Here is a 17,044-nt window from a genome sequence, read left to right on the forward strand (position 1 = left end):
TCTCTATTTAAATACGCAACAATGCGTCATATTCGATGTATCTTATCACTACATTAAGCGCAATACTTTGTAAATCCGATTGCTTTTAATCAATATCAGCTTCAAAATTCTCTCACTGAATAAGTGACGAGCACATCACACTGTAAATTATTATTTGTCATTATTTTAAGAAAGTTTTGAACTTTCCTTTTACTACTGAGTCACAATAGTGCTCATGTAGGCAGTGGTGTCAATACTACAATGTGCATTATGAATACTCATATCTGTGAGGATAAGAGTGAATAACAATAGGAGTACACGCTCGAATGAACGAGCAGCTTACCGATCAGGTCTTGATTGAGCGAGTTCAGAGTGGAGATAAGCAAGCATTCAATTTACTGGTTTTGAGATACCAAAACAAAGTATGCAATCTTATTTCTCGGTATGTGAGCAATTCTGGCGATGTAGCCGATGTGGCCCAAGAGGCTTTCATCAAAGCGTATCGAGCCATTCCCACCTTTCGTGGTGAAAGTGCGTTCTATACCTGGCTATACCGTATTGCTGTTAACACTGCTAAAAATCACATTGTTGCCCAAGGACGAAGACCTCCTGCGACTGATGTTGATGCTGAAGATGCTGAATACTATGAAACGGGCAGTGCGCTAAAAGAAATATCGAACCCTGAGAACTTAACGTTGTCCAATGAATTGAAACAAGTGGTTTTTAGCGCGATAGAAGCACTGCCAGAAGATTTAAAAACCGCGATGACGCTACGAGAGCTAGATGGCTTAAGTTATGAAGAAATCGCAGAAGTAATGGATTGCCCCGTAGGAACGATACGCTCACGTATCTTCCGTGCTCGTGAAGCGGTGGAAAAGAAAATAAAGCCTCTTTTGCAGCGTTAGTACTAGTAATAAAATGGTGAAAATAATGGCTGACCAAGAAAAACTTTCAGCACTCATGGATGGAGAAGTGGTCGATAAAGCTCTGATTTCAGAGATTCAACTCGATCAAGAATGTCTAGATACCTGGAAAAATTACCATTTGATTGGTGATGTAATGCGTGGTGACACGCCGAAGGTTGCGGAGTGGAACATTGCTGGAAGTGTCGCATTAGCTCTCGAAGATGAGCCAACGCATACCTCGTTGACGCATAGCTTATTAAATAGCAACGTTTCAGAGTTAGCTACACACAGAGAAACTCAACCAACGCCGAGCCAAGCAAAACGCTATTTGCCTGACTGGATGCCTCAATTTGGGCAAGTGGCTGTCGCAGCCTGTGTCTCATTGGCCGTCATATTTGGTGTGCAACAGTACTCTGGTGCAGAGTCCTCATCGGCGGAACAGTTTCCTGTATTACAAACGATTCCTTTATCAGGCAGTGTTGAGCCTGTGAGTTTGAGTCGCGAATCCGTAGGAAAACAGAATCAAAATGTGAATGTTCAAGAGCAGCGCCGTCGTGTTAACGCAATGCTTCTCGATTACGAGTTACAGCTAAGGCTGAACAGTGAATATTCAGATGGCGACATCATTGAACCGGTAATTGAATGAAAAAAATCCTGATCAGTGCTCTGACGCTGCTCAGTTTGAATGTCAATAACGCCTTTGCAGAATCTTCTTCTGCAGAGGCTTTGTTGCATCAAATGAATGAAGCAAGTCAGCAGTTAAATTACGAACTCTCTTATGTTCTGATCAAAAAGAATAGCATTGAACCTTTGCTGTATCGTCACGCTCGAAGTGAATCCCAGCAGCTTGCCCATCTCGTTTATCTCAGTGGCCCTGTTCGTGAGGTGATACGTCGTGGTGATGAGGTCAGTTACATTGAACCTGGCGTAGAGCCATTTACTATTGAGTCAGGGAAGATGGTCGCACCGACGATTCCACTGCTCAACACAAGTATCGATCATTTGAGTGAACATTATGACTTCATTACCGTTGGTCGGGCGAGAGAAGCAGGAACGGCTTGTCAGGTTTTACGTATCGTACCAAAAGACGGTTTAAGGTATTCCTATGTCTTATGGGTCGATGAGAAAAATAGTCTCCCACTTAGAGCTGATTTGGTTGATCGAGATGGCGAAGTATTAGAGCAATATCGTACGATTTCCTACTCAATTAACGATCAAATTGAAGGTATTCTTAGTGGTTTGAAAGATGCTCAATTACCAGAGGTTATCTCCTTGCCAAAAGGCAATGTGAAACAAACATTCTGGAGTGTTGGCTGGATACCGAGTGGCTTTGAATCTAAAGAGCTTAATCGTTACCGAATGGCTGTGACTGATCGAATGGTTGAAAGCCAAATGTATTCAGATGGCCTATTTAGCTTTTCAGTCTACGTCTCAGACAGCGATGATCACTCTTTGAAAGGGCAACTCGTTCGTCAAGGGCGAAGAACGCTTCATAGCTTTGTTAAAGGCCGCTCTGAAATATCTGTGGTCGGTGATATTCCCCCGAGTACCGCCAAGCGTATTGCTCAGTCCATTTCATTTAATGAGATTAAGGCGGCAACCCAATGATGACAGCTTTGGCCACCGTTGCTGCGGTGCATAATAATGACCAAGAATACATTCTTGAGCTGAGCTGCGATCAACAAACCAGTTGTTCTAGCTGCGCCTCAAAACAAAGTTGTGGAACGGGGATTGTGAGTAAAGCCGTGGGGGCTAAGGCGCTTTCTTGGAGGGTCGCTAGCCTTAAACCGGCGAATAAAGGGGATGTTGTTGAAATTGGTTTTCCTGAAAAAACACTGCTGCAATCAGCGGCAACCATTTATTTAATTCCTCTGTTCTCGTTAATACTCGGTGCCATTTTAGGGCAGTTGCTACTTGTTCCTTACTTTCAAGTGGGGGAGCCAGGTGTGATTGCCAGTGCGTTTTTATTTGCCTTTGCTGGGTTTAAGCTAGCAAAGCACAAGGCCCTGAAATTGGAGCAAGCCTCTGAGCAGCAGGTGATTTTACTTCGAACCCTTGGCGGGGCCATTATTCAAACCGCAAATAAGAGTGCGAATTGATTAGAAATTGGGTAGAATCTGCCAACTTGATTGAAATGCAGCCTCAGGCCGCTTTCATATTATTCCCATTTTCAACGAGTTTAGTCACCCCAAGCCTATGAAGCACATTCGTAATTTTTCGATTATCGCCCATATCGACCACGGTAAGTCGACCCTTTCAGACCGTCTAATCCAAGTTTGTGGTGGATTAAGTGAACGTGAAATGGACGCTCAAGTTTTAGATTCAATGGATTTAGAGCGTGAACGTGGCATCACCATTAAAGCGCAGAGTGTGACACTCGATTATAAAGCGAAAGATGGTGAAACCTATCAACTTAACTTCATCGATACCCCAGGACACGTAGACTTCTCTTACGAAGTATCTCGCTCTCTAGCAGCGTGTGAAGGTGCATTGTTGGTGGTTGATGCTGGCCAGGGTGTAGAAGCCCAGACCCTAGCGAACTGTTACACCGCGATTGAAATGGATCTGGAAGTGGTGCCAATCTTGAATAAGATTGACTTGCCAGCCGCTGATCCTGAGCGCGTAGCGGAAGAGATTGAAGAGATTGTTGGTATCGACGCGATGGAAGCCACGCGTTGTTCAGCCAAAACAGGCCTTGGCGTTGACGACGTTCTAGAAACTATCGTTAAGCAGATTCCACCACCAGAGGGTGATCCTGAAGGTCCAACGCAAGCACTGATCATTGATTCGTGGTTTGATAACTACCTTGGTGTTGTTTCATTAGTTCGAATCAAAAATGGTTCACTGAAGAAAAATGACAAAATCAAAGTCATGAGTACAGACCAGGTTTGGGGCATTGACCGTATTGGTATCTTTACTCCGAAGCAAGTCGATACTGATGTTCTTCGAACCGGTGAAGTTGGCTGGGTAGTTTGTGGTATTAAAGACATCCTAGGTGCCCCCGTGGGTGATACGCTTACTTTGGCAAAAGGCGGCTGTTCAGAGCGCTTACCGGGTTTCCAAAAAGTGAAACCGCAGGTATACGCAGGCTTGTTCCCTGTCTCTTCCGATGATTATGAAAACTTCCGTGATGCACTAGGCAAACTTAGTCTAAACGATGCGTCGCTGTTTTATGAGCCTGAAAGCTCAGCAGCACTAGGTTTTGGTTTCCGTTGTGGTTTCCTTGGCATGCTGCATATGGAAATCATTCAAGAGCGTCTCGAGCGTGAATACGACTTAGACCTGATCACTACAGCCCCAACGGTAGTTTACGAAGTGGTGCTAAACAAAGGTGAGCTTTTGTATGTAGACAGCCCATCAAAGTTACCCGCAATTAATGATCTTGAAGAGATCCGTGAGCCGATTGCCCGTTGCAATATCTTAGTGCCTTCAGACTATTTAGGTAACGTTATTAGCTTATGTATCGAAAAGCGTGGCGTTCAAGTGGATATGGTGTACCACGGTAACCAAGTTGCCTTGACTTACGATATTCCAATGTCTGAAGTTGTTTTAGACTTCTTTGACCGTTTGAAATCGACTTCGCGTGGTTATGCGTCTCTGGATTACAATTTCCATCGCTATGAAGCGTCAAACATGGTCCGTGTGGATGTACTGATTAATGGCGACAGGGTCGATGCGCTTGCTATCATTACTCACCACGATAATGCGCAAAGCCGTGGTCGTTTATTGGTCGAGAAGATGAAAGAGTTCATCCCTCGACAAATGTTCGATATTGCTATTCAAGCTGCGATTGGCGCGCATATTATTGCTCGTTCTACCGTTAAGCAGTTACGTAAAAACGTTATTGCAAAATGTTATGGTGGCGACATCAGTCGTAAGAAAAAACTACTGAAGAAGCAAAAAGAAGGTAAGAAGCGCATGAAGCAGATCGGTAACGTTGAACTGCCGCAAGAAGCATTTTTAGCCATTCTTCATGTAGGCAAAGATTAACACTTAAAGTACGTGTACTTTGAAGTGACATTATTAAGTGAAAGGGTTTCGGCTCTTTCACTTTCGTATTTTTAGATAAGGGAAGCTAATGGCAAATACATTTTCACTGATTCTAGTCATCGTAACACTGGTTACCGGCATAGTGTGGGCACTGGAAAAGTGGGTTTGGGCTAAGCAGCGCCAACAAAAAATAGACAATGCTGAGGCTGAAACCAATGGATTAGACTCAGCGACGGTTGAAAAGATGCGAACTCAACCTTGGTGGATTGAAAATAGCGTCTCTATCTTCCCTGTGATCGCGTTTGTTTTAGTATTGCGCTCCTTTATCTATGAACCGTTTCAAATTCCATCTGGATCCATGATGCCGACTCTATTGGTGGGTGACTTCATTTTGGTGGAAAAGTTCGCTTACGGAATCAAAGATCCAGTATGGCGCAGCCAGTTGGTGGAAACCGGTAAGCCAGAGCGTGGTGATGTCGCGGTATTCAAGTACCCACCACAACCAAGCATCGATTATATCAAGCGTGTTGTCGGTATGCCGGGTGATACCGTGCGTTATAACGGTAAGAAAGAACTTTGTATTCAGGCGGTCGGTGAGCGTGATTGTAAGCCTGTGCATTTATCGAATGTCGAAGAGAGTGAATTCTCTCAAAATGGTATTAAGCTGATCCGACTGGATGAAAAACTAGGCGCAGTCAAACATCAGATTTTAGTGAATCCATTGAGACAAGACCGCCGCGAAGCGTATCAACCTCGCAGTGGTGTGAGTGAATGGGTTGTTCCACAAGGTCAGTATTTTGTCATGGGTGATAACCGTGACAATAGTGCTGATAGCCGTTACTGGGGTTTTGTTCCTGAAGCCAATTTAGTCGGTAAAGCTGTGGGTATTTGGATTAGCTTTGAATTTGAACGCAGTGACGACAGTGCATTGCCTTCATGGATCCCAACCGGTGTACGATTTAATCGCATCGGTGGTATTAACTAGTCCAGCATAAGCTGGACCCAAACAAGTCGAGAGAGTATGAATTCTCCTATTGAGAAGCTACAAAGAAAGATCGGTTATCAATTCAACGATACCGATCATCTAGAATTAGCACTAACGCATAGAAGTGCTCATGGTAAGCACAATGAACGTCTTGAGTTTCTGGGCGATTCAATTTTAAGTTTTGTGATAGCCGATGATTTGTATCATCGTTTTCCTAAGGTGAATGAAGGCGACATGAGTCGCATGCGTGCTACCTTAGTTCGAGGTCATACATTGGCTGAGCTAGGCCGTGAATTTGAACTCGGAGATTACTTAAAATTAGGTCCAGGTGAGTTAAAGAGTGGTGGCTTTCGCCGCGATTCTATTCTCGCTGATGCAGTAGAAGCTATTATCGGCGCCGTGTATCTAGACAGCGATACAGAGCAGGTTCGTCAGGTTATTTTAAGCTGGTACAAAACACGCTTAGATGCCATTGAACCCGGTGTATCGCAAAAAGATCCTAAAACACGCCTTCAAGAGTTCCTTCAAGGTCGAAGAAAGCCACTCCCTGAGTACATAGTGACTAATATTAAAGGTGAAGCACACAACCAAGAATTTACCGTGTCGTGTGAAGTGGCAGGCCTCGGACAGCCTGTTATTGGAAAAGGTACCAGTCGTCGCAAAGCAGAACAAGCGGCAGCTGGAACAGCATTAGAGCAATTGACCAATGGCTGATAACGAATTTGATATTGATGCGTATTTCGCGTCAAGCAACACACCAAGCACTCCTGAAAATCAACATTGTGGCTTTGTTGCCATTGTTGGTCGCCCAAATGTTGGAAAATCAACACTGTTGAACCACATTTTAGGCCAGAAAATTTCGATTACTTCTCGTAAGCCACAGACAACACGCCACCGTATTATGGGCGTTGAAACTGAAGGTGACTATCAAGCGATTTTTGTCGATACCCCAGGGCTTCACATCGAAGAAAAACGCGCGATCAACCGCTTGATGAACCGCGCTGCGAACAGCTCTTTAAGTGATGTCAACTTAGTCTTCTTCCTTGTCGACGGTACCCATTGGACTGAAGACGATGAAATGGTGTTGAACAAGCTAAGAAAAGCCGATTATCCCGTTGTGCTGTGTATTAACAAAGTTGATAACGTTCAAGATCGCAACGATGTTATGCAGCACATGATGAAAGTCTCTTCAAAGATGGATTTCCTCGATGTGGTGCCTATTTCGGCTAAGCTGGGTAAAAATGTGGATGTGTTACGTAAACACGTAAAAAATCATTTACCAAAAGCTAAGCATCACTTCCCTGAAGAGTACGTCACCGATCGATCTCAACGCTTTATGGCGTCTGAAATTATCCGCGAAAAGTTGATGCGTTTTACTGGCGATGAATTGCCATATTCAGTCACCGTTGAAATTGAACGTTTTGACTACAATCCGGACAACGATGGTTTTCATATCAATGCTCTAATTTGGGTTGAACGTACCGGTCAGAAAAAAATGGTGATTGGTAAAGCGGGTGAAAAACTCAAAACTATCGGTCGTGAAGCGCGTCTTGATATGGAAGAGTTATTTGGCCGTAAGGTTTACCTAGAAACTTGGGTCAAAGTGAAATCCGGTTGGGCAGATGATGAGCGAGCTTTACGTTCATTAGGCTATATTGACGATTTATAATACAGCAATAATCGATAACACGATTTGTTTTTGCTAGATAAAAGAGAGAGTATTAACTCTCTCTTTTTGTATCTTTAATAGGGTGGCGGTATGAGTGAAGGACTACAGCGATGTTTTGTATTGCATCGTCGCCCTTACAGTGAATCAAGCTTAATACTGGATGTGTTTAGCGAAGAATACGGCCGAGTCACTTTGATGTCGAAAGGGGCTCGTAGCAAGCGTTCTAATCTAAAAGGTGCTCTTCAACCTTTTACACCTCTGTTGTTGAAGTGGTCGGGCAACAGTTCAATGAAGACCCTTCGTCAAGCGGAACCGATCAGCCTTGGCCTGCCATTGTCCGGTATTAACCTGTATTCTGCGATGTACGTTAACGAGCTTGTTGGACGGGTTCTTGTTGCCGAAGTTGCCATGCCGTCTTTGTTCCATGACTACCTGCACGCACTGACTGAGTTAGCACAAAGCGATAATCCAGAGCCCGCCTTAAGGCGTTTTGAACTTGCCTTGCTCTCAGCACTCGGTTACGGGGTCGACTTTATGCATTGTGCAGGAACAGGAGAGCTTGTTGAACCTACTATGACTTATCGGTATCGTGAACAACAAGGGTTTATTGCCTCGGTGAGAAAAGACCACTTTTCATTTTTAGGTGACGAGTTAATTGCGATCAGTGAACGTCGATTTACCACCAAAGAGCAGCTGAAAGCAGCAAAACGCTTTACACGAATAGCCTTAAAGCCTTATCTTGGCGGCAAACCATTAAAAAGCCGGGAATTGTTCTTACCTCGAATAGGCATTCCCAAAGCAAGGAGTATTGGAAAATGAGCTCAATTTATCTTGGGGTAAACATCGATCATATCGCTACTTTACGCAACGCACGTGGCACTAAGTACCCAGATCCCGTCCATGCCGCTGAAATTGCTGAGCGCGCAGGAGCAGATGGCATTACCATTCATCTTCGTGAAGATCGTCGTCATATTGTCGATCGTGATGTTCGCCTTTTGCGCGAAACGTTGCAAACACGAATGAACCTAGAAATGGCCGTGACTGATGAAATGGTGGGCATTGCATTAGAAACAAAACCAGAGTTTGTTTGTCTTGTGCCTGAAAAACGTGAAGAGTTGACAACGGAAGGTGGATTAGATGTCGCCGGTCAACTTGAGAAAATTAAAGCAGCAACAGAGAAATTGACCAACGCGGGTATTAAGGTTTCTTTGTTCATTGATGCCGATAGAGAACAAATCGACGCAGCAAAAGCGACGGGGGCCCCTTATATCGAATTGCACACCGGTCATTATGCCGAAGCAAAAACCGAAGCTGACCAACAAGATGAATTGAAGAAGATTGCCGCCGCTGCGAGCTACGCCGATGACTTAGGCATTGTTGTTAATGCTGGGCATGGTTTGACGTATCACAATGTTGCTCCTATTGCGGCGCTGCCTGAGATTTATGAACTGAATATCGGTCACTCCATTATGGGCAGAGCGGTGTTTGATGGTTTATCTAAATCGGTTGCAGACATGAAAGCCATCATGCAAGCCGCTCGAGGTTAACAGCCATGTCCATTCTTGGTTTAGGAACCGATATTGCCGAGATTGAACGCATTGAAAAAGCCCTCTCCCGATCAGGAGAGGCTTTTGCACAAAGAATACTGACGAATTCTGAGATGGAATCGTATCGGGGTTTAAAACAGAAAGGGCGCTTTTTAGCTAAGCGTTTTGCCGCTAAAGAAGCCGCATCAAAAGCGCTGGGTACGGGCATTGCTCAAGGCGTATCTTTTCAAGATTTCAATATCAGTAACGATCAACTCGGCAAACCGATGTTATCGCTTTCTAATAAAGCCCTCGAACTGGCAGACAAAATGGGGGTGACCCACATTCACCTGACGATTTCAGATGAACGTCGGTATGCAGTAGCAACGGTTCTACTAGAATCTTAACCCTCTAAGTGCAATTTCGCCGAGGCTAGTACTTTATCCATTTCATCTTGAAGTTCAAACAGTTCAGGTTCGACGTCTTCGATACTCTTTCCTGAACGAAGTGCGGTTTCAAGAGCGGCACAAACATGTTTAAGTTTAGGGACACCACAATAAGAGCAACTTCCGTGCAACTTATGAATATGATGAATAAGATCGTGAGTCTCTTCTTGGTCCTCTTCTAACGCCGCATTAATATACTCATACACTTCAGGAATATAACTCACTAGCATGGTGAGCATCTCTTTTGCTAAATCTTCTTTATTTGCGGCTTGTTTTAACGCAGCTTGCCAATCAATGATAATGGTTTGGTTACTCGTTGTATCATCCGAACGCTTCGTATCGGTCGCAAGCGGCGGGTTAATGTTGTTATCCGACAGGGAAATATCGAGTTTCTCTACGTCACTCTCTGAGGTGTTTGGATTCCAGTGAACCAAAACTTGTTGCAACACGTGTTCTTCAATCGGTTTGGTTAAGTAATCATCCATACCGGCATTAAGTAGACGTTCTCTTTCTCCGGCCATTGCGTGGGCCGTGACGGCAACAACAGGTGTGTTGGCGTTGAGCTCAGTTTGTTTGATTTTATGGCATGCCGTGACGCCATCCATATGAGGCATTTGAATATCCATAAGCACGATATCAAAGGCATGATTCTCTGCTTGCTGCACAGCATCTTTACCGTTGGTACAAGCGATAATACTTTCCACTCGCTCTTGCAGTAGCGCAGTAATCAGCTTCAAGTTCGCGGGATTATCATCAACAGCCATGACTTTTAAGGGGAGCGTCTCATGGTAAGTCTGCTCTATGGCCGGTAACAGCGTGGGTGGTTGATTCGCTATCATCGTTTGAAGGAGCTTTTTACGAGACAAAGGCTTAGTAATACATTGAACATCATGAGTTTGAATAAGATGATCGGCCAGGGCCAATTCGGTACTAGGCGTACCCACTATCACGTTAGGTGACACGGTCTTGGCTTTTTCTACCCATTCTGCAATGGTGTCCACAGCGGCATTTTTATTCGGTGCCAGATTGAGAATGACGTAATCATAGCGTTCATTTTCTTCAGGCATCGACGAGCGATAAGTGACAATTAAGCCTTCTTGAATCAGCGTTTGCTGGATCACCGAGGCTGCTTGCATGTTCGGCTCAATGAGTAATAAATGCTGCTGTTCTAAGACCTTGGCATCGATGAGGGCGCTCAATGGCATATCGGTAGCATGAAGTCTCAAAGTAAACCAGAAGGTTGATCCTTGGTGCAGGCGGCTGGTTAGGCTGATTTCTCCTCCCATCTGACTCACCAGTTTCTGGGTAATAACCAAACCAAGCCCTGTACCGCCATAGCGACGGGAAATACTCGCATCAGCTTGGCTAAAGGCTTGGAATAATTGCGCCTGTTGTCGTTCAGAGATACCGATACCCGTATCTTTGACCATAAACTGCAACTCAACCAAGTCGTCTTTTTGTGAACGAAGCTCAACACTGATATCGATATTGCCTCGTTCTGTAAATTTAATGGAGTTGCCAACCAGATTGGTCAGTACTTGCTGAATTCGCAGGGGATCGCCCACCAGACCAACGGGTATTTTAGGATCGATTTTGAGCGTCAGTTCTAAGCCTTTTTCGTGAGCCGATGTCGCCTGCAAGTTGACGACTTCTTCAAGGCTGTCTTGGAATTCAAATGGGATATTTTCGAGTGCCAGTTTTCCCGCTTCCAGTTTAGAAAAATCCAAAATATCATTGATAATGCTCAACAGGTTATTGGCCGATTTTTCAATAGTCTGTAGGTAATCTGTTTGGCTGTTGGTTAACTGAGTTTTGAGCATCTGTCTAGTGAAACCAATAACACCATTCAGCGGTGTTCTCAGTTCGTGGGACATATTGGCAAGAAACTCAGATTTTACTCGCGCCGCTTCTTGAGCCCGTTTCTTCGCAATATCTAACTCTACGTTCTGAATTTCTAACTGTTCAAGTGTTTCTCGAAGATCAGACGTAGCCTGGTCAATGCTGTGCTGCATTTCACTGTGGTAGGCCGACAGGGATTCCGCCATGGCATTGATGCCATTTTTCAATGAGTCCAATTCACCGTGCATCTTACCTTCGATACGCACATCAATGTGTCCGCGTCGAATACGCTGAATCATATTTTTCATGTGCTCAATAGGGCGTGTCACATCGTGCATCAAGCGCATTGCAAAAATGGCAGAAAGCCCTAGCCCAAGCAGTAGAATTAAGACCGAAAGCAGGATCTCTTGATATTGCTGAAGGCGCAAAGAAGAAAGATCCAGCTCGATAGCGATGTAACCGAATGCCTGGCTTTCCCCTTCCCCTTCCAATTCTGTCGCGATGGCCAATCGTGATTCAGGCAAAATAGGGGTTCGCAAAATGAGAGAGTTATCACTCAGTAGTGAAGAGCTATGAAGAGGAATGATCTTATCTTTAGGGAAAGTCAGTGACTCAAAATTAGGGTGGAAATTTGACGTCACAAACAGCTCATGTTTTGCGTCAAAAACAGCAATACTGCGAACAAACTTGGAATTTTTTCGATGAGAATAACTAATGAGACGTCGCACGGCCTCATGGCTTTGATTGCGCATGCCATCTTCACTGGCGATCGCCAAAGGTTCGATTATATTTAACCCAGATTGAATGACTTGCGTCTCGAGATCGTGGTAACGATTGAAAGAAAAGAAACTGCTGAGTAACAAGCCAATTATTAGGGTTGGCGCGAGAGTAAGAGTAATAACTCGCGCTCGTAAACCATATCTAGTCATTATTATCTAAACATCGCGGGTTGGATATGGGAAAATAACCCGCAAAGCGAATTATTAAGCTAATTTGCTAGCTTAATCAAGTCGACACCATTCGACAATATGCCCAGTGAGAAATAGTGATGCTGGGGGTAAATTAATCAGCAATAACGACTTTGGGCACTTAGAGCATGGCACGTTTTTTCCAACCAAAAAAGAAAACTCAAATAGAAACAAAACATCAGTCAGTATTGGTTGAAAAGCTCGATAACCTCGGCTCGGGAATCGCTCACTTCAATAAAAAGCCTGTTTTTATCGATCAAGCGTTGCCAGGTGAAAAAGTCGTGGTTCAGCTGACGGAAAGTAAAAGTAAATTTGCTCGAGCCCAATTGATAAAAGTCCTTGAGCCTAGCGCTCAGCGTGTGGATCCATTTTGTTCTTACTATAAAGAGTGCGGCGGTTGTAACTTACAGCACTTAGAACATTCAGCGCAGCGTGACTATAAGCAGCAGTCACTTAGCCAACTCATGAGTAAATTTGCAGGACAAAAACTGGCTTTATCTCCAATGCTTTCTGCTGATGACAAAGGGTATCGACGCCGTGCACGAATCAGCGTATTTGTGGACAAAAAAACGCGAAAACTTCAGTTTGGTTTTAGAAAAAAACAGAGTAAACAGATCGTGAATATCGACCACTGTGGAGTGCTTGAACCTTCGTTAAGTGCATTGCTGCCAGAGCTGAAATTACTCCTTTCTCAGTTTAAAAAGCCAGAAACATTAGGGCATGTCGAATTGGTCAAGGCGGATAATGGCATCGTATTGGTATTGCGCCATCTCCAACCGTTAGCAGAAAAGGATAGCCATGCTTTGACTGAACTCGCGAAGCGACATCACGCGACTCTGTACTTAATGCCAAGTAATGATCAGTTGGATTTAGTCTCAGGTGAGCCGGCTTATTACCAGGATGCAGGGGTTAAGATGTCTTTTATGCCTAATCACTTTATTCAGGTAAACCAAGACGTGAATGCCCAAATGGTTGAGCAAGCGATGGATTGGCTTGATCTTTCCAGCCAAGACAGAGTGCTCGACCTATTTTGTGGCTTGGGGAACTTTAGCTTACCCATTGCTCAGAAAGTGGATGCTGTGGTTGGGGTTGAAGGGGTTGAAGAGATGGTGGCTCAAGCGAGTAAAAACGCCATGGACAATGGGCTGGATAATGCCCGTTTTTATCAAGCAAACTTAGAGCAGGATCTGATCACACAACCTTGGGCCGAAGAAAAATTTGATAAAGTCCTTCTTGACCCGGCCAGAGCAGGAGCGAGTGGGATCGTTGATCAAATTTCACAATTTGGCGCCCAATGCGTTGTTTATGTTTCTTGCAATCCTGCTACCCTTGCTAGGGATAGTCAGAGCTTACTTGAACAGGGCTATCAACTGACCAAATTAGGTGTGTTGGACATGTTTCCTCATACCAGTCATTTAGAGTCTATGGCTCTGTTTGAAAAATAGAACCAATCAACAAGAACTAATCACCAAAAGATCAGTCGAAAACATAATAATATTTTCTAGGATGAAAAGATGGTTGCGGTAAGAAGCGCGCATTTAAACCCAAACGAGCAGTTTGATTTAGATAACTGGGTGGCTAGCCTAGGACAAGACAAGAATATTACCAAGCGACTTAAAGAAGTTTACCGCCATTGTGAAACCGTGGTGGAAGGTCGTGAAGATGCGCAGTTGCTATTATGGCGCGGGCGTGAAATGAACGAAATTTTAGTGACTTTGTCGATGGACAAGGCCACGTTAGTCGCTGCCCAGCTTTTCCCGTTAGTGTCGGCTGGTGCCTTTGAACGTGAACTCTTTGAAGAGAGTTACGGTAAAGAGACGATTAAGCTGATTGATGGCGTTGAAGAAATGGCCGCTCTTGGTCAGTTGAACGTGACACTTGAAGGCAGTGCCGCTTCCAACCAGGTTGATAATGTTCGGCGGATGTTACTGGCGATGGTCGACGATTTTCGTTGTGTCGTTATCAAACTGGCAGAGCGAATTTGTAATCTTATTGAAGTCAAAAAAGCCCCGGATGACGTGCGTAGAGCGGCAGCAAAAGAGTGTGCCAACATTTACGCGCCATTGGCGAACCGGCTGGGGATCGGCCAGCTAAAGTGGGAAATTGAAGATTATGCTTTCCGTTACCAGCAGCCCGAAACGTACAAACAAATTGCCAAACAACTGTCGGAACGTCGCATTGTCCGTGAGCAGTACATCACTGATTTTGTTGATGACTTAACGTCTGAAATGACGGTGTCTAGCATCAATGCTGAAGTCAGTGGCCGACCTAAACATATTTACAGCATTTGGCGGAAAATGCAGAAAAAGAGCTTAGAGTTCGATGAGCTTTTTGATGTTCGCGCCGTGCGAATCATTGCCGATCAATTGCAAGATTGTTACGCCGCATTGGGTGTTGTCCATACGAAATACAAACACCTTCCTAGTGAGTTTGATGACTATGTCGCCAACCCCAAACCCAATGGTTATCAGTCTATCCATACCGTCGTTTTGGGACCTGAAGGTAAAACCATAGAGATTCAGATCAGAACCAAACAGATGCATGAAGATTCTGAGCTAGGTGTGGCGGCGCACTGGAAATACAAAGAGGGCGCGTCGACAGCTCGAAGCGGTTACGACGAAAAGATCACCTGGCTGCGTAAACTGATCGACTGGCAAGAAGAGATGTCAGATTCAGGTGAAATGCTGGATGAAGTTCGAAGCCAAGTTTTTGATGATCGCGTTTATGCCTTTACGCCTCGCGGAGATGTGGTTGATTTACCCATGGGGGCAACGCCACTGGATTTTGCCTACCACATTCACTCAATGGTTGGTCACCGTTGCATTGGTGCCAAAGTCGCGGGTCGTATTGTTCCATTTACCCATAAACTCACCATGGGTGATCAAGTAGAAATCATTACCCAGAAAGAACCTAACCCTTCTCGTGACTGGCTAAACCCAACCTTAGGTTTTGTTCATTCGGGGCGGGCGCGCGCTAAGATCAATGCGTGGTTTAGAAAACAAAGCCGAGAGAAAAACCTAGAAGCAGGTAAAGAGATTCTAGAGGCTGAATTAGCAAAGGTTGGTGCGACTCTAAAACATGCACAGGAATATGCCTTAAAACGGTTTAACGTCAATACAACCGATGAGCTTTACGCGGGTGTTGGCAGTGGCGATTTGCGGATTAATCAGGTGGTTAATCACATTAACGCATTAGTAAATAAGCCCACGGCAGAAGAAGAAGATCAACAAGCTCTGGAACGATTGCAAGAGGCAGAAAATAAACCGGTTGTGCACAGTCGTCCAAAGAAAGATGCGGTCGTTGTTGAGGGCGTTGATAACTTAATGACGCATTTAGCGCGTTGTTGTCAGCCTATTCCTGGGGATGACATTAAAGGGTATATCACTCAAGGCCGAGGTATTTCTGTTCACCGAGCTGACTGTGAGCAGCTGGCGGAGCTGAACCACCACGCACCAGAGCGTATTATCGATACAGTGTGGGGAAGTGGCTTTGTCGGATCTTACATCTTAACGGTACGCATTGAAGCGATGGAGCGAAGCGGATTATTGAAAGATATTACCTCGTTACTCGCGAACGAAAAAATCAAAGTCACCAGCATGAAGAGTCGCAGTGATTACAAGCGACAGCTTTCAATCATGGATTTTGACTTAGAGCTGAGTAATATCGAGATTTTGGGCAGAGTCACACAGCGCGTAGAGCAATTGAAAGATGTGATGAGCGTGAAACGTCTAGGCTAATTTTTACGCTGTATTTAGCACCTTAACTGCGCTAGCGATCGAGTAAAAAATATCAGAGACAATAATGGAATAAAGGTGAGTGGTTTTGGCTGCTCACCTTTTTGTTTAGAGGAATAAGAGAAATGAGTCATCCAATTGAACAGTTAGAACAAATAATGGCGACGCTACGTGATCCTGACAATGGTTGCCCTTGGGATCAAAAGCAAACCTTCGACACCATTATTCCTCACACCATAGAAGAGACCTATGAAGTGGTGGATGCGATTCATAATCGAGACTGGCCAAATTTAAAAGAAGAATTGGGTGATCTTCTGTTTCAAGTGATTTTCTATAGTCAAATAGCAAAAGAACAAGCGCTGTTTGATTTTTCAGATGTGGTGGAAACGGTGAATGAAAAGCTCACTCGTCGTCACCCACATGTATTTTCAGACGTTCAATTTGACAGCGAAGAAGCGATCAACGCCAATTGGGAGATTGAAAAAGCGAAAGAGAAAGCGAAAGAGAAAGCGGCCAAGAATCTAGATAGAGCGAAGAACCTCGACGGTGATGATCACCCGCAATGGGACAGCATTTTGGACGCTATCCCTAACTCGCTACCAGCTCTTCCTCGTGCGATTAAAATACAGAAAAAATGTGCTCAATTTGGTTTTGACTGGGACACGTTAGGGCCTGTTGTCGAAAAGGTCCATGAAGAGATTGAAGAGGTCATGGAAGAAGCGCTGCAAGTCGAAGTCGATGCAGAACGAGTAGAAAGTGAACTGGGTGATTTGCTCTTTGCGGTTGTGAATCTTTCTCGTCATTTGGGGCAAAACCCTGAGTCGGCATTAAGCAAAGCAAACCTTAAATTCACCCGCCGTTTTCAGCAGATTGAAGGGCTGGTCAATCAAAAAAGCAAGACGTTAACGGATTTCAATTTGAAGCAACTCGATGCGATGTGGGATGAAGTTAAGCGCTTGGAAAAGTTGAAGAAGAATCAAAAGTAAACCGTATTTTCTGTTTA

Annotated in this window: 15 protein-coding genes; 14 read left to right on the forward strand and 1 reads right to left on the reverse strand. The window is 44.5% G+C overall.

The features are described 5' to 3' along the window. Window positions 1-305: 305 nt before the first annotated feature. The 11 genes from rpoE (at window position 306) to acpS (ending at window position 9,461) form a co-directional block, all read left to right on the forward strand. Window positions 306-884: an RNA polymerase sigma factor RpoE gene (rpoE, locus tag QF117_RS08040; RefSeq protein WP_017036572.1), complete on the forward strand. Its 579-nt coding sequence runs from the start codon at window positions 306-308 to the stop codon at window positions 882-884. 25 nt (window positions 885-909) lie between these two features. Next, complete coding sequence (locus tag QF117_RS08045; RefSeq protein ID WP_282388495.1) at window positions 910-1,530, forward strand: sigma-E factor negative regulatory protein; 621 nt, start codon at window positions 910-912, stop codon at window positions 1,528-1,530. After that, on the forward strand, window positions 1,527-2,492 hold the full coding sequence (gene rseB, locus QF117_RS08050; protein WP_282388496.1) for a sigma-E factor regulatory protein RseB: 966 nt from the start codon (window positions 1,527-1,529) through the stop codon (window positions 2,490-2,492). The genes QF117_RS08045 and rseB overlap by 4 nt, the downstream gene beginning before the upstream one ends. Continuing rightward, window positions 2,489-2,983 carry a SoxR reducing system RseC family protein gene (locus tag QF117_RS08055; protein ID WP_282388497.1) on the forward strand — a complete coding sequence of 165 codons (495 nt, stop codon included), beginning with the start codon at window positions 2,489-2,491 and terminating at the stop codon, window positions 2,981-2,983. Before rseB ends, QF117_RS08055 begins: the two co-directional genes overlap by 4 nt. 97 nt (window positions 2,984-3,080) lie before the next feature. Continuing rightward, window positions 3,081-4,874: a translation elongation factor 4 gene (gene lepA / locus QF117_RS08060; RefSeq protein ID WP_282388498.1), complete on the forward strand. Its 1,794-nt coding sequence runs from the start codon at window positions 3,081-3,083 to the stop codon at window positions 4,872-4,874. Window positions 4,875-4,962: 88 nt separating this feature from the next. Further along, window positions 4,963-5,859: a signal peptidase I gene (gene lepB, locus QF117_RS08065; protein WP_282388499.1), complete on the forward strand. Its 897-nt coding sequence runs from the start codon at window positions 4,963-4,965 to the stop codon at window positions 5,857-5,859. A gap of 36 nt (window positions 5,860-5,895) precedes the next feature. Next, on the forward strand, window positions 5,896-6,573 hold the full coding sequence (gene rnc / locus QF117_RS08070) for a ribonuclease III (protein WP_282388500.1): 678 nt from the start codon (window positions 5,896-5,898) through the stop codon (window positions 6,571-6,573). Then, window positions 6,566-7,528, forward strand: a complete 963-nt coding sequence (era, locus tag QF117_RS08075; protein ID WP_017036579.1) for a GTPase Era — start codon at window positions 6,566-6,568, stop codon at window positions 7,526-7,528. The genes rnc and era overlap by 8 nt, the downstream gene beginning before the upstream one ends. 90 nt (window positions 7,529-7,618) lie before the next feature. Then, window positions 7,619-8,347, forward strand: coding sequence for a DNA repair protein RecO (gene recO / locus QF117_RS08080; RefSeq protein ID WP_282388501.1), 729 nt, complete (start codon window positions 7,619-7,621; stop codon window positions 8,345-8,347). Beyond that, entirely contained in the window at window positions 8,344-9,075 is a 732-nt protein-coding gene (gene pdxJ / locus QF117_RS08085; protein WP_282388502.1) for a pyridoxine 5'-phosphate synthase, read from the forward strand. The genes recO and pdxJ overlap by 4 nt, the downstream gene beginning before the upstream one ends. Window positions 9,076-9,080: 5 nt before the next feature. Further along, complete coding sequence (acpS, locus tag QF117_RS08090; protein ID WP_282388503.1) at window positions 9,081-9,461, forward strand: holo-ACP synthase; 381 nt, start codon at window positions 9,081-9,083, stop codon at window positions 9,459-9,461. Here acpS and barA read toward each other — a convergent pair. Next, the gene (barA, locus tag QF117_RS08095; RefSeq protein ID WP_282388504.1) at window positions 9,458-12,268 is read right to left on the reverse strand and encodes a two-component sensor histidine kinase BarA; all 2,811 of its coding nucleotides are present in this window, start codon (window positions 12,266-12,268) and stop codon (window positions 9,458-9,460) included. The two genes, acpS and barA, sit on opposite strands and share 4 nt — an antisense overlap. Before the next feature lie 167 nt (window positions 12,269-12,435). On the opposite strand from barA, the gene rlmD reads away from it, so the two are divergent. From rlmD to mazG, 3 genes are all read left to right on the forward strand, one after another. Further along, on the forward strand, window positions 12,436-13,752 hold the full coding sequence (gene rlmD / locus QF117_RS08100; protein WP_282388505.1) for a 23S rRNA (uracil(1939)-C(5))-methyltransferase RlmD: 1,317 nt from the start codon (window positions 12,436-12,438) through the stop codon (window positions 13,750-13,752). Between the two features lie 69 nt (window positions 13,753-13,821). Further along, a complete protein-coding gene (relA, locus tag QF117_RS08105; protein WP_282388506.1) occupies window positions 13,822-16,044 on the forward strand; it encodes a GTP diphosphokinase in 2,223 nt (740 codons plus the stop codon). 122 nt (window positions 16,045-16,166) lie between these two features. After that, the gene (gene mazG, locus QF117_RS08110) at window positions 16,167-17,027 is read left to right on the forward strand and encodes a nucleoside triphosphate pyrophosphohydrolase (protein ID WP_282388507.1); all 861 of its coding nucleotides are present in this window, start codon (window positions 16,167-16,169) and stop codon (window positions 17,025-17,027) included. Window positions 17,028-17,044 lie beyond the last annotated feature (17 nt).

The organism is Vibrio sp. YMD68 (assembly GCF_029958905.1).
Lineage (GTDB): Bacteria > Pseudomonadota > Gammaproteobacteria > Enterobacterales > Vibrionaceae > Vibrio.

What these genes read in the sequence shown, in the direction of transcription:
- lepB (WP_282388499.1), top strand. Translation starts at nt 4,963, where the DNA reads ATGGCAAATACATTTTCACTGATTCTAGTCATCGTAACACTGGTTACC.
- relA (WP_282388506.1), top strand. Translation starts at nt 13,822, where the DNA reads ATGGTTGCGGTAAGAAGCGCGCATTTAAACCCAAACGAGCAGTTTGAT.
- rseB (WP_282388496.1), top strand. Translation starts at nt 1,527, where the DNA reads ATGAAAAAAATCCTGATCAGTGCTCTGACGCTGCTCAGTTTGAATGTC.
- rnc (WP_282388500.1), top strand. Translation starts at nt 5,896, where the DNA reads ATGAATTCTCCTATTGAGAAGCTACAAAGAAAGATCGGTTATCAATTC.
- acpS (WP_282388503.1), top strand. Translation starts at nt 9,081, where the DNA reads ATGTCCATTCTTGGTTTAGGAACCGATATTGCCGAGATTGAACGCATT.
- QF117_RS08045 (WP_282388495.1), top strand. Translation starts at nt 910, where the DNA reads ATGGCTGACCAAGAAAAACTTTCAGCACTCATGGATGGAGAAGTGGTC.
- mazG (WP_282388507.1), top strand. Translation starts at nt 16,167, where the DNA reads ATGAGTCATCCAATTGAACAGTTAGAACAAATAATGGCGACGCTACGT.
- QF117_RS08055 (WP_282388497.1), top strand. Translation starts at nt 2,489, where the DNA reads ATGATGACAGCTTTGGCCACCGTTGCTGCGGTGCATAATAATGACCAA.
- pdxJ (WP_282388502.1), top strand. Translation starts at nt 8,344, where the DNA reads ATGAGCTCAATTTATCTTGGGGTAAACATCGATCATATCGCTACTTTA.
- lepA (WP_282388498.1), top strand. Translation starts at nt 3,081, where the DNA reads ATGAAGCACATTCGTAATTTTTCGATTATCGCCCATATCGACCACGGT.
- barA (WP_282388504.1), bottom strand. Translation starts at nt 12,268, where the DNA reads ATGACTAGATATGGTTTACGAGCGCGAGTTATTACTCTTACTCTCGCG.
- recO (WP_282388501.1), top strand. Translation starts at nt 7,619, where the DNA reads ATGAGTGAAGGACTACAGCGATGTTTTGTATTGCATCGTCGCCCTTAC.
- rlmD (WP_282388505.1), top strand. Translation starts at nt 12,436, where the DNA reads ATGGCACGTTTTTTCCAACCAAAAAAGAAAACTCAAATAGAAACAAAA.
- rpoE (WP_017036572.1), top strand. Translation starts at nt 306, where the DNA reads ATGAACGAGCAGCTTACCGATCAGGTCTTGATTGAGCGAGTTCAGAGT.
- era (WP_017036579.1), top strand. Translation starts at nt 6,566, where the DNA reads ATGGCTGATAACGAATTTGATATTGATGCGTATTTCGCGTCAAGCAAC.